This window comes from Croceitalea dokdonensis DOKDO 023, from assembly GCF_001306415.1.
GTDB classification, from domain to species: Bacteria; Bacteroidota; Bacteroidia; order Flavobacteriales; family Flavobacteriaceae; genus Croceitalea; species Croceitalea dokdonensis.
This window is the reverse complement of the sequence record NZ_LDJX01000004.1, coordinates 60107-72197: the sequence shown is the minus strand read 5'-3', so window position 1 is coordinate 72197 and position 12091 is coordinate 60107. Positions and strand designations below refer to the sequence as shown.

The window sequence follows — 12091 nt, the reverse complement described above, 5'->3', positions numbered from 1 at the left end:
ATGTCAGACGTTGCCGCAGTACAAAATCTTGTTGAAAAACACCAAGCCCTCAAAGCAGAAATTGCCAAAGTAATTGTTGGCCAGCAAGAGGTGGTTGAACAGATATTGATTTCTATTTACACGGGTGGCCATTCCCTCTTGATAGGGGTGCCTGGCTTGGCAAAAACGTTAATGGTCAATACCATTGCGCAAACCTTGGGGTTGGATTTTAAGCGCATCCAATTTACCCCGGACTTAATGCCTAGCGATATCTTGGGCAGTGAGGTTTTGGACCAAAACCGGAATTTTAAGTTCATCAAAGGTCCTATTTTTGCAAACATTGTATTGGCAGATGAGATTAACCGTACGCCACCAAAGACCCAGGCCGCCTTACTGGAGGCGATGCAGGAACGTGCGGTAACCATAGCGGGCCAGCAACACAAACTGGAAAAACCCTATTTTGTGCTGGCCACTCAAAACCCTATCGAACAGGAAGGTACTTATCCGCTGCCAGAGGCGCAGTTGGATCGCTTTATGTTTGCCATTAAACTAATGTATCCCACAGTGGAAGAAGAAATTTCCATTGTAAAGGCAACCACCTCCAATGCAACCATTAATCTAAACACCCTTTTTAGCGCAGATGGCATCAACGATGTCCAGGAACTTATCAGGAAAATACCGGTGCCGGACAATGTGGTAGACTATACGGTAAGATTGGTCAATAAGACCAGACCAAATTTAGATGGGGCGTCAGAATATGTAAAAACCTATATTGACTGGGGTGCGGGTCCAAGAGCTTCACAAAACTTGGTGTTGGCGGCAAAGGCACATGCTGCAATCCACGGTAAGTTTTCTCCAGATATCGAAAACGTGAAAGCAGTTGCCAAGGGAATTCTAAGACATCGAATCTTAAAGAATTATAAGGCCGAAGCTGAAGGGATTACAGAAGATCAACTGATACAAGAGTTGCTTTAATCCGCAATTCTTCACCTAAACGCCGTATAAAGCTGAACACTAGCTCAAGCAATCTGTGCTATTGCTCCTCTAAGATTTTAAGTGATGGTCTTAGATGTATTCCCTTATTTCATGGCCATAAGGATCCATGGGCCCTTTCCATCGAAAAAGTAGGGATATTGCGGATACTTCTATTTTTTAGCCCATTTCATTTTTGTATTTTTAGCATTTTATAACCGTAAATAAAACTTGTAGAATGGCATTTGATATTGACATGATTAAACAGGTCTATGCTACCATGGGAGAACGGGTAGGCAAGGCTAGGGAGTTGGTTGGCAATCCACTTACGTTATCGGAGAAGATTTTATATTCACATCTATGGGATGGCAATCCGGATAAAGTGTTTGTCCGTGGCAAGGATTATGTTGATTTTGCCCCTGATCGGGTTGCGTGCCAAGATGCAACCGCACAAATGGCACTTCTGCAGTTTATGCATGCTGGTAAGCCAAAGGTGGCCGTACCAACAACGGTACATTGTGATCATCTTATACAAGCTAAGGTAGGAGCGTCCGCAGATTTAAAAAGAGCGAATGAAACCAGCAATGAGGTTTTTGACTTTCTAGAGTCCGTTTCCAATAAATACGGGATTGGTTTTTGGAAACCCGGCGCGGGAATTATTCACCAAGTGGTTCTGGAAAATTATGCATTTCCGGGAGGAATGATGATTGGTACGGATTCCCACACCGTTAATGCAGGTGGTTTGGGAATGGTTGCCATAGGTGTAGGTGGGGCAGATGCGGTTGATGTTATGGCGGGTATGCCATGGGAACTTAAGTTTCCCAAGCTAATAGGTGTTAAACTTACCGGAAAATTATCTGGCTGGACTGCGCCCAAGGATGTCATTCTTAAAGTTGCTGATATTTTGACCGTTAAAGGTGGAACCGGTGCCATAGTGGAGTATTTTGGAGAAGGTGCCATCTCTATGTCCTGCACAGGGAAAGGAACCATCTGTAATATGGGTGCTGAGGTAGGTGCCACCACCTCTACTTTTGGTTATGATGAATCCATGGACAGGTACTTGCGTGCAACAGATCGTGAGGATGTGGCCGATGCCGCCCTAAGTGCCAAGGAACATTTAACTGCAGACCCTGAGGTGTATGAAAACCCAGAAAAATATTTTGACCAAGTCATTGAGATAGATTTGGATACCTTGGAGCCCCATCTAAACGGACCGTTTACCCCAGATTTGGCCACTCCAATTTCAAAAATGAGTGAAGCTGCAAAGGAGAATGATTGGCCGCTAAATGTGCAGGTAGGATTAATTGGTTCCTGTACCAATTCTTCTTATGAAGATATTTCTAGGGCAGCCTCCTTGGCAAAACAGGTCTCGGAGAAAAACCTGAAGATGAAATCACAATTTACCATTACCCCTGGCTCGGAGCAGGTACGGTACACCATTGAACGTGATGGTTTTATTGATACGTTTAACAACGTGGGTGCCACCGTGTTTGCCAATGCCTGTGGGCCATGTATAGGTATGTGGGACCGTTACGGCGACAATGCGGCCAATGGACCCAGAAATACCATTGTACATTCTTTTAATCGGAATTTTGCCAAACGCGCGGATGGTAACCCCAATACCCTTGCTTTTGTAGGTTCTCCAGAATTGGTGACGGCAATTGCTATTTCTGGCCGGTTGGATTTTAATCCCTTAACGGATAAGTTGATCAATGAAGACGGGGAGGAAGTAGTTTTGGATGAGCCAAGAGGTTATGAGTTGCCACCAGAAGGTTTTGCCGTGGAAGATGCCGGATATGTTGCACCTATGGAAGATGGAAGTGGCGTTCAAGTGGTAGTCTCGGGTACCTCGGAACGGCTACAGTTGTTAGATCCGTTTGTTCCTATACAACCGGAAGAACTACAGGGCGTAAAACTGTTGATAAAAGCGTTTGGCAAGTGCACCACAGATCATATCTCTATGGCGGGGCCCTGGTTAAGGTACCGTGGGCATTTGGATAATATTGCCAACAATACCCTTATTGGTGCGGTAAACGCATTCAACAAGAAAACAAATTTTGTAAAAAATCAGTTGACCGGGGAATATGGTGGTGTTCCAGATACCCAAAGGGCCTACAAAGCCAAAGGGATACGGTCTATAGTTGTGGGTGACCATAATTATGGGGAAGGTTCCTCCCGTGAACATGCAGCTATGCAACCTAGACATTTAGGTGTTGCCGCGGTTCTAGTGAAATCTTTTGCACGTATACATGAGACCAATCTAAAAAAGCAGGGAATGCTTGGGTTAACGTTTGCCAATGAGGCAGATTATGATTTAATACAGGAGGATGACACCTTTAACTTTGTGGATATTGCTTCGTTCTCACCAGGAAAGCCCTTAACGCTTGAGGTGGTGCATGCAGATGGTTCCAAGGATACCATCATTGCCAACCATACCTACAATGCCTCACAAATTAACTGGTTTAAAGAGGGTTCGGCTTTGAATGTAATCAAAAAGGAAAACGCCTAAATGCGTTAGAATAACTATAGGAGAGTGTTTTAAAAGGAATCTATACGGCCCGGTTAAGTATTAGCATAAAACTGGCTAGGCATATTTTAGATAGGTAACTTACTTTTAAGGCACTCTCTTTTCATTATAACACCATATAAATGGCCGTAAAGAAGAATACCGTAGTTACTATTGCCGTCATTCTTTTTATTTTATCTTTTTTTGTTACGCCCGTAGGACACTACGGTAAGTTATTGCTCAATAGAATTTTCTCTTATGCCCCATACGTGGTGGAGGAAGACGAGCGTAGGCAGGTAACAGATTACAATTGGCGTTTAAAAGATAAGGACTGGAGTTTTTTCAATTTTGAAAAATCCAAAGGTAGGGTGGTGTTCATTAATTTTTGGGCTTCTTGGAGACTGCCCAGTGAAGCGGAGTTGGCAAGCATCCAAGATTTATACAATCGTTATAAAGGGAAGATGGATTTCTACATTATAACCAATGAAAATAGGCCACCGGTAGAGGAGTTCATGGAAAAGCATGAATTTACCTTCCCCGTGACTTATTTAATCATTGGGGACAAATCTGCTGTGGAAGTTCCTGAAAAGCCACCGTATTCTTATGTGCTGGATAAAGACGGAACCATAGTCATTGAGCAAAATGGTATAGCGGATTGGACCCATAGCAAAGTCATTGAGGTTCTAGATTCCCTTATAGAAGAATAGGTCATGTCACAGGTATCCACGCTTACCTTTTTTAGATTTGGCAATCTTGCCAGTAAGTTCTGGGCATTTGGAATGATGCAATTTGCCCATAAGCATTTTGCCAAAGTTGAAGGACAAGAAATGTATAAGCTCCTAGGGACCGGCAAGGAAGGGTTTGATCCTAGGCCAGATTTTTCTACATATGCCATTTTACAAATTTGGGAAAATCAAGCCAAAGCCGATGCTTTTTTTGAGGAAGCGAAAATTTTTAATACCTATAGAAAAAAGGCAACGGAGCATTATTGTGTTTATTTAAGAAACATTATGGCAAGGGGCAAATGGGGTGGTGCCAACCCATTTAAAAAGAGTGATGCTTTAACTGATATTCCCTATTACGCCGTTATTACCAGAGCCACCATTAAGCCTAAGTTCTTATGGAAATTTTGGCGTTTTGTGCCTAAGTCTAGACAGCATTTAAAGGAAAATGATGGGCTATTGTTTACCAAGGGGGTAGGTGAGGTGCCATTAAAAAATATGGCGACCTTTAGTTTATGGAGCAATTTAGATGCCCTTAACGCCTTTGCCTACCAGACAAAAGGTCATGCAAAGGCCATTGGGATGACTAGGGAACTAGGTTGGTATTCAGAAGAACTTTTTTCACGATTTCAACCCTATAAAACCATTGGAAGTTGGGATCGTAAAAATCCTTTAAAGTTTACTTAGATAATCGCCGTCACGTAAAAAAAGAGGAAAAAGACAAGCTGTGCCAAGTAAAGATGGGAAGACATAAGTCTGTTCCCACCTGCCTTGGCATAATGTAAAATAATCTGTAAGAACAGACCAATTAGAAACCAGGCAATATAATTGTCAATGGGAACTGGGCCTTCAAACTCCCAAAAATCAAATACCGGGGCATTCTTTTCCATTAAAAAATCAAGACCTACCATGAGTAGGGCAGCTGTAAAGATTTTTGGCCAGTTTTTTAAACCAAGTAGAGATGCAACTTCGGCCGTTATAAAAGTGAGTATGCCCCAAAAGGCCCCAATAATTAGGGGCACACCATCAATTTTAGGGCCTAAATTACTGCCATAGGTATAATCTCCAAAGAGCAATCCGTAGTTAACCCCTAGCCACTCAGAGAACATCCCCACAAAAAAGAAAACGGCAAAAAGCAACCATTTTTTTAGGGAATTAACAGGAAACATCAATAGAAAAATCAAAAGGCTCACAGTAAGGTTCAATGCAGATTTGCCAATGAACCATTCGCTATCCCCAAAGCTAATCCCGATCATGCCTGAGATATGAAAAAGCCAAATCACAAAAATGGCTAGGTATTGGCTTTGGATTTTTGGCATAAAGGTTACATTTCCGGTACAAGATCATGTACTATTTTGGCAGACAACAGACATAATGGTATGCCACCACCCGGATGTACAGATCCTCCACAAAAATACAGGTTCTTGATATGATTGCTAAAGTTTGGATGTCTTAAAAACGCCGCAAATTTGGAGTTACTGGCTGCCCCGTATAAAGCACCTCTATAAGAACTGGTTGCAGATTCTATTCCTTTTGGGTCTAAGACAAATTCCGTAGCGATTAGGGAAGCTATATCTGTGTTAAGAACGCGGTTTATTTTGGAAATAATATGCTGTCTTGCCACTGTGACCAAAGTATCCCAATCCTGGCCATAATTGCCTGGAGCATTGATCATAACAAACCAGTTTTCCGAGCCTTTTGGCGCATCTTGTTCTTGTTCCTTGCTGGTAATATTGATATAGACCGTAGCATCGTGATAAAGGGTCTTTTTATCAAAAATGTACTTAAATTCCGTTGGGTAATCATTACTGAACAAAATATTGTGGAGATCCAGTTGGGGGAACGATTTGTTTATCCCCCAATAAAAAATTAGCGCGGAGCTGGAACGTTCTTGCTTCAAAGTTTTTTCGGGTTGTCTGTGGTTGGCCAGTAACTTTCGGTAGGTTGGATACACATCCATATTGCTTACCACCAAGTCCCCAGTAAAATCACCGCCATCAGTGGTAATCCCTACGGCTTTTTTGCCCTTGACCAATATCTGCTTTACGGGCTGTTTAAAATGAAAGACTACCCCTATATCTTGTGCCAATTGAAAGAGGGCTTTAGTTATTTCATGCATGCCACCTTTTGGGAAATAGGTACCAAGCTCCATTTCTAAATGGGGTATCATGGACATTATTCCCGGGGTTTTGTATGGAGATGAGCCATTGTAGGTGGCGTAGCGGTTAAAAAGTTGTACTAATTTAGGATTTGAAAAATACCGCTCGTTACTTTTGTTTAGGGTGTTATTGATACCCATGCCCCCAATTCTGAACAAGGCTTTTAAGGTGTCTTTAGAAAGATAGGTGCTTGTTCTGTGCAGGGATTTTTCTAAAAAAATGGAATGGGTTAAATCATATTTTTTTCGATTATCCGATAAAAACCTTTTGATCGTTTCCTCCTTCTCATTAAAAGAAATTGATGCTTCCTTGGCAAATTGGTTGATGTCTGCCTTGGCGGAAAAGGTTTTACCGTCTTCCCAGAAATAGTTGCAAATGACATCTTTCTTATAGTAGTTAAAGTAGTCCGTTGGGTTTTTACCGTGTATTTCAAAAAGTTCTGTAATTAACCACGGCATGGTAAATAAAGAAGGGCCAAGGTCAAATCTATAGCCTTCCACGGTTTTGGAATGTAATTTGCCACCGGGGTAGTCATTGGCCTCAAAAACGTTTACCTGGTAGCCTTTGGCAGAAAGTCTTATGGCAGTTGCAAGCCCTGCTATGCCCGCACCAACAATAATGGCGGTTTTGGGCATTACTTTTTAAAATACTTAAAAGGAACAAAGAGCATCCCAAAACATTCCCCATCTTCTTTTCCCAAATGTTTATGGTGCATTTTATGCGCCCTACGCACTCCTTTGGCATACCAGTTATTGGCATTGCGGAGTAGTTTAAATCTTTGGTGTATAAAAATGTCATGCACCACAAAATAGGCAATACCGTACGCCAGAATACCAAAGCCCATGGGTTGGCCATACCAAAAATTGGTATTGCCCGCAATCATGATCAGTGACATGCTCACTACGGCGTAAAAAATAAAAAACAGGTCGTTACGCTCAAACCAAGAGTCATGGTCTTTACGGTGGTGGTCTTTGTGCAGGCTCCATAAAAACCCGTGCATCACATATTTATGGGTGAACCATGCCATAAATTCCATTATTGAAAAAGTACCTAAAAAGATAATTATCCAAAGAAAAACTTTCATAAGGTTATACCAATTGTAATTTGTAATTCACATATGATTTTGCCAAAAGTCCGAATTTTTGATAATTCGGAACACGAATACGCGTATTTTTTATTTCCAAAGGAGGTGTTTTTTGGAGTTTTTCTAGCAGTTTATAGTAGTATTTATAAGCAGTGTATACTCCAAATTTGGCCTCTGGGGGAAGATGTTCAATACCCGAGAGCCCCATGGCAAAATCCGCTTTTATTTCATCAACGATACGTTTTTTGGAAGCCTCGTCCAACTCCAATAAGTTGGTGTTGGGAAAATAAGTGCGCTCCAAGTCTTCAAAGTCTGCTTTAAGGTCCCTTAGGAAATTCACTTTTTGAAAAGCAGAACCTAAAGCCATTGCAGATTCTTTTAGGGAGTCGTACTTCTTTTTATCTCCCTGGACAAAAACGCAAAGGCACATGAGACCCACAACATCTGCGGAACCATAGATGTATTCCTTGTATTCTGCTGTGGTAGTATACTTTTTTTTGACCAAATCCATTCGCATACTTTTCATAAAGGCCGCTACCAGCTCAAATGGAATGTCGTATTTGTGGTAGGTGTGTTGAAAGGAGTTTAAAATAGGATTCAAACTAATTTTATGGGCAATTGCGTAATGTAGGTCTTTTTCAAAATCATTGAACAAGACTTCCTTGTCATATTCATGAAAAGTGTCCACAATCTCGTCAGCAAAACGTACAAACCCATAAATATTGTAAATGTCTGGCCTAATGCTGGACCCTAGCATTTTGGTGGCTAATGAAAATGAGGTGCTGTAAGATTCCGTAACGGTTTTACTGCAGCTGTAGGATACCGTGTCAAAAATTGTTTTCATTTTAAGCGTGTTTTTTAATAATCAGTTCAGAGACCAACTTCCCCGAAATTAGGGAAGGCGGTACACCGGGACCTGGCACGGTCAACTGGCCGGTGAAATACAAATCTTGAACTTTCTTACTTTTTAGACTTGGCCTTAAAAAGGCGGTTTGTGATAGGGTATTGGCCATCCCGTAGGCATTTCCCTTGTAAGAGTTGTACGCCTCAACAAAATCATTCACACAGAAACTCTCGTTAAACAAAATACTATCCTTTACCTTTTGCCCCGTTCTTAACTCCAATCGGTCTATAATCAAATCAAAATATTGTTTCCTTAGGACTTTGGTATCTTCCAAATCTGGTGCTATCGGAATTAAAAAGAAACCGGTCTCACAGCCTTTTGGTGCCATGCTCGCATCTGTCACCGATGGAAAATTGGCATAGAATAAAGGGTCCGTTGGCCAAATGGGATTGTCATATATTTCCTCAGCATGTTTTTCAAAATCGGTATCAAAGAAAAGGTTATGGTGCTCCACGTTGTCCAATCTCTTGTTAAACCCTACGTAAAACAGTAAGGAAGAGGGTGCGTAGGTCTTTTTGGCCCAGTAGCTTTCTGAGTATTGACGATATTGTTGGTCCAACAAGGTTTCGGAGTGGTGGTAGTCCGCTCCGCTGATGATAACGTCCGCTGGCACGAATTTACCGGCCACTTGGATTCCTTTGGCCTTACCGTTGCCCACCTCTATTTTTTCAACTGGGGAATTTACATGGATGGAGACCCCTTCCATTTCGGCAACCTTTTTCATCGCCTTAATAATTTCATACATCCCGCCCTTAGGATGCCAAGTGCCCAATCCAAAATCAGCAAAGTTCATAAAACTGTAAAAAGAGGGGGTCTTGCTTGGTTTGGCGCCAAGAAAAAGCACGGGGAACTCCAAAGTTGAAATTAATTTGGGATTGTCAAAACGTTTCCTTACCTCTTGGCTAATGGATTTAAAAAATTGGTCTACCCGCAAGACGGTCTCCTTGGTTACCAGTTCCAGGGGGGAAAGTCCTGGGCGTAAAACTATTTTATTAATGGCAATATCATAATTTTCTTGGGCCTTCCCTATAAAATTCCTTAGGTGTTTTCCGCTGCCCAACTCTATACGCTCAAATTCTGTACAAATCTTTTCCATGCTGTCCCCAATGGTGATGACATCATCCGCAAAAAATATTTTGTAGGCTGGGTCTAGTTTATCCAGTTGGTAGAAATCTGAAGTTTTTTTCCCAAAGTCATTAAAGAATTTTTCAAAAATATCCGGCATCCAGTACCAACTTGGCCCTATATCAAAAGTAAAACCGTCTTTTTGGAACTGCCTGCAGCGGCCGCCTATGGTAGAATTTTTTTCATAGATGGATACGTTATGGCCCGCTTTTGCCAAATAGCAAGCAGCGGACAATGACGAGAAACCGGAACCAATGATGACAATATTTTTCATAAAGTATTAGGCGCTTAACCAATATGGCTGGTCAATTTTTCTATGGAATTAAACGTACTTACCGTATCTGGCAATGAATCTTGCGAAATATGCTGTACCTGGTGCCCTAAAATCCAGAGTTTGGATTTTCCTGTTTCGTTCAGGCTTTTGGTGAAGCGTTGAATATACTTGTCTATTTCATCTTTGTTAGGGGATACCGTAAAGTAGGATACAAAGTGCAGATTGTCGTAATACTTTAACAAATCTACCATATCATCTATTGGCATTGTTTGGCCAAGGTAGATGGATTTATATCCCTTTAAAATAATTTCATAATTGAGGTAAAGAAGACCCAATTCGTGTATTTCATTTTCTGGAAGGAACAACACAAAGACTTTATCCTTTCTAGAAGGTTCCAAAATCTGTAGTTTTTCCGTGTTGATGTAAATTTTCTGTTTGATTAGGTTGGTGATGAAATGCTCGTGGGAAGGACTAATGGTGTCTGTTTGCCAAAGCAGCCCCAGTTCATTTAAAAGCGGAATGAAGACCTCATTAAAAATATCCCGAAAAGAACGCTCTGCCAAGAGACTATTATAGGTATTAAAGAACAAATTTTGATCAAAGTTGATCATGGACAGTTTAAAGGCATTGATAGCATGGCTCTTTTCACTGTTCTTAGCCACGATTTCCCTTACCAAAACAGGGATTTCACTCTCCGGCAACTTTGCAATTTTAGAAATTTTATAACCGTTGTGGTAAAGTAAAGTGATATTGAGCAGCTTTTGGAGGCTCTTTAAGCTGTAGGTTCTTATGTTGGTGGACGTGCGTTCTGGCGTGAAGAGATTATACCTTTTTTCCCAGATTCTTATGGTATGGGCCTTTATTCCGGATAGGTTCTCCATATCCCGAATACTGAATAATTTCTTAACGTTGTTCATTATTTTAAATAAATCGTTAAACAAATTTACAATTTAATACGTATCAACGTGATAAGCAACCGTTAAAATTTAAAGAATGGGAAATAAGTTAAAAAAAGGCAAAAAAAAAACCTTCTATCTGATGATAGAAGGTTTCTGGTGCCCACGACTGGAGTCGAACCAGCACGTCCTTACGAACACTACCCCCTCAAGGTAGCGTGTCTACCAATTCCACCACGTGGGCTTTTAGCGGCAGCAAAAATAATCAAATTCCTTTACATCACACTTGGCACCGCCTTTTTTTGATGACCCACACCAACAAAAGCCAACCTGAAAATCCATGGGATTCCAGATTGGCAACCAACTAACCAACTCTAAAATGGTTTTATTATTTGATTAAAAAGCCCAATTGTACCGATGCATATTCTTCATGACCCATGTCATAGGTGGACCAAATATACTTTTGGACCTTAAATTCAGATATGGAAATGATGTCCCCAATCTCAATCGACGCTATCTTTGCCAACTTTTCCGCGTTTTTAACTGCATCTTTAAATGCCTCTTTACGGTATTGATCTTGTTGTTGGTCCGTAATTTCATACTTAAAAAAATAGGTGGTGGTCACTCCGTTCATGCGCACCTTGGAAAGCAAGGCCAATTCCTCTTTGTCCGCAGTTTCGTAGGTAAAACTTGTTCCGCCTTTTAGGTAACCGTAATAGGAAGCCTCCATTTCATTTTCCACCAGTCCACTTATATCAAACCCTTGGGCCTTTAGTTTCTCAAAATAAATCGCTTTGAGGTCGGCAATGTTCTGGCACTCCGGATTGGAATAGTATGCCTGGTCTAAATTAAGCGTGATTTTTGCCCTGTACTGGGTAATGCTGCGCTTAACCAAGGTATTGCCCGTAACCTTAAGGCTTTTGAAAGTTTCTTGTTGACCAAAGCTGCTCATGCTAAGGAGAAGCGTGAAAATACCCAATAAAAGGATGGAATGATGTTTAGTTTGCATAAGGCTGCTGTTTATAAGTTTTTAGGCTACGGTAAAAAGAAAGGAGGCAACAATGACCCAAACGCCCAAGAATAGTCCAAAAAGGCCCAATTTTCCTTGTTTTGGGGCAATCTTTTCCCTGAGTTCCGCTGCTTTTTCCTGCGCTTGCACGTTAGAGCCAATAACCAGCTTGTTAATGGTGCCAAAGCCCAACATAAAGCCAAGTCCGGCCTGGACAATGCTTCCAGCCAATAACGTGGCCCACCAAATGGGGGCAGAGGTTAACCAGCCTAGGTTTAAAATACTGGAAATAATTCCCCAAACACCCCATATACAGAAAATAAGTCCTATCCAGCCTTGGTAGGGTTCAATTTTTTCCAGAAGTTCTTTGGCATTTGGTTTTTTGGATAGCAACAAGGATGGTACTGCAAGAATACTTAAAAGCACTAAGGTAATTCCGTAAATCATAATTCTATTTTTTA

At 41.3% G+C, this 12091-nt stretch carries 12 protein-coding genes and 1 tRNA gene; 4 read left to right on the top strand and 9 right to left on the bottom strand.

All coding sequences use genetic code 11. The features are described 5' to 3' along the window. The 4 genes from I595_RS09415 (at position 1) to I595_RS09400 (ending at position 4866) form a co-directional block, all read left to right on the top strand. The gene (locus I595_RS09415) at positions 1 to 954 is read left to right on the top strand and encodes an AAA family ATPase (protein WP_054559183.1); all 954 of its coding nucleotides are present in this window, start codon (positions 1 to 3) and stop codon (positions 952 to 954) included. Between the two features lie 235 nt (positions 955 to 1189). Next, entirely contained in the window at positions 1190 to 3460 is a 2271-nt protein-coding gene (locus I595_RS09410) for an aconitate hydratase (protein WP_054559182.1), read from the top strand. Between the two features lie 140 nt (positions 3461 to 3600). After that, positions 3601 to 4164, top strand: a complete 564-nt coding sequence (locus tag I595_RS09405; RefSeq protein WP_054559181.1) for a TlpA family protein disulfide reductase — start codon at positions 3601 to 3603, stop codon at positions 4162 to 4164. Positions 4165 to 4167: 3 nt separating this feature from the next. Further along, the gene (locus I595_RS09400) at positions 4168 to 4866 is read left to right on the top strand and encodes a hypothetical protein (RefSeq protein WP_054559180.1); all 699 of its coding nucleotides are present in this window, start codon (positions 4168 to 4170) and stop codon (positions 4864 to 4866) included. Here I595_RS09400 and I595_RS09395 read toward each other — a convergent pair. From I595_RS09395 to I595_RS09355, 9 genes are all read right to left on the bottom strand, one after another. Continuing rightward, positions 4863 to 5498: a carotenoid biosynthesis protein gene (locus I595_RS09395; RefSeq protein WP_054559179.1), complete on the bottom strand. Its 636-nt coding sequence runs from the start codon at positions 5496 to 5498 to the stop codon at positions 4863 to 4865. The genes I595_RS09400 and I595_RS09395 overlap by 4 nt on opposite strands. 5 nt (positions 5499 to 5503) lie before the next feature. Beyond that, entirely contained in the window at positions 5504 to 6973 is a 1470-nt protein-coding gene (crtD, locus tag I595_RS09390; protein WP_054559178.1) for a 1-hydroxycarotenoid 3,4-desaturase CrtD, read from the bottom strand. Next, a complete protein-coding gene (locus tag I595_RS09385) occupies positions 6973 to 7422 on the bottom strand; it encodes a sterol desaturase family protein (protein WP_054559177.1) in 450 nt (149 codons plus the stop codon). The genes crtD and I595_RS09385 overlap by 1 nt, the downstream gene beginning before the upstream one ends. 4 nt (positions 7423 to 7426) lie before the next feature. Next, positions 7427 to 8266 carry a phytoene/squalene synthase family protein gene (locus I595_RS09380; RefSeq protein WP_054559176.1) on the bottom strand — a complete coding sequence of 280 codons (840 nt, stop codon included), beginning with the start codon at positions 8264 to 8266 and terminating at the stop codon, positions 7427 to 7429. A gap of 1 nt (position 8267) precedes the next feature. Continuing rightward, complete coding sequence (locus tag I595_RS09375; protein ID WP_054559175.1) at positions 8268 to 9725, bottom strand: phytoene desaturase family protein; 1458 nt, start codon at positions 9723 to 9725, stop codon at positions 8268 to 8270. 14 nt (positions 9726 to 9739) lie between these two features. Next, complete coding sequence (locus I595_RS09370) at positions 9740 to 10642, bottom strand: MerR family transcriptional regulator (protein ID WP_054559174.1); 903 nt, start codon at positions 10640 to 10642, stop codon at positions 9740 to 9742. Positions 10643 to 10778: 136 nt separating this feature from the next. Further along, positions 10779 to 10865, bottom strand: a tRNA-Leu gene (locus I595_RS09365). A gap of 144 nt (positions 10866 to 11009) precedes the next feature. After that, complete coding sequence (locus tag I595_RS09360) at positions 11010 to 11630, bottom strand: SIMPL domain-containing protein (RefSeq protein WP_054559173.1); 621 nt, start codon at positions 11628 to 11630, stop codon at positions 11010 to 11012. A gap of 21 nt (positions 11631 to 11651) precedes the next feature. Continuing rightward, positions 11652 to 12077, bottom strand: a complete 426-nt coding sequence (locus I595_RS09355) for a hypothetical protein (protein ID WP_054559172.1) — start codon at positions 12075 to 12077, stop codon at positions 11652 to 11654. Positions 12078 to 12091 lie beyond the last annotated feature (14 nt).

Coding starts and splice junctions, on each gene's coding strand:
- I595_RS09375 (WP_054559175.1), bottom strand. CDS start 9,725: ATGAAAAATATTGTCATCATTGGTTCCGGTTTCTCGTCATTGTCCGCT.
- I595_RS09410 (WP_054559182.1), top strand. CDS start 1,190: ATGGCATTTGATATTGACATGATTAAACAGGTCTATGCTACCATGGGA.
- I595_RS09385 (WP_054559177.1), bottom strand. CDS start 7,422: ATGAAAGTTTTTCTTTGGATAATTATCTTTTTAGGTACTTTTTCAATA.
- I595_RS09400 (WP_054559180.1), top strand. CDS start 4,168: ATGTCACAGGTATCCACGCTTACCTTTTTTAGATTTGGCAATCTTGCC.
- I595_RS09360 (WP_054559173.1), bottom strand. CDS start 11,630: ATGCAAACTAAACATCATTCCATCCTTTTATTGGGTATTTTCACGCTT.
- crtD (WP_054559178.1), bottom strand. CDS start 6,973: ATGCCCAAAACCGCCATTATTGTTGGTGCGGGCATAGCAGGGCTTGCA.
- I595_RS09405 (WP_054559181.1), top strand. CDS start 3,601: ATGGCCGTAAAGAAGAATACCGTAGTTACTATTGCCGTCATTCTTTTT.
- I595_RS09370 (WP_054559174.1), bottom strand. CDS start 10,642: ATGAACAACGTTAAGAAATTATTCAGTATTCGGGATATGGAGAACCTA.
- I595_RS09355 (WP_054559172.1), bottom strand. CDS start 12,077: ATGATTTACGGAATTACCTTAGTGCTTTTAAGTATTCTTGCAGTACCA.
- I595_RS09395 (WP_054559179.1), bottom strand. CDS start 5,498: ATGCCAAAAATCCAAAGCCAATACCTAGCCATTTTTGTGATTTGGCTT.
- I595_RS09380 (WP_054559176.1), bottom strand. CDS start 8,266: ATGAAAACAATTTTTGACACGGTATCCTACAGCTGCAGTAAAACCGTT.
- I595_RS09415 (WP_054559183.1), top strand. CDS start 1: ATGTCAGACGTTGCCGCAGTACAAAATCTTGTTGAAAAACACCAAGCC.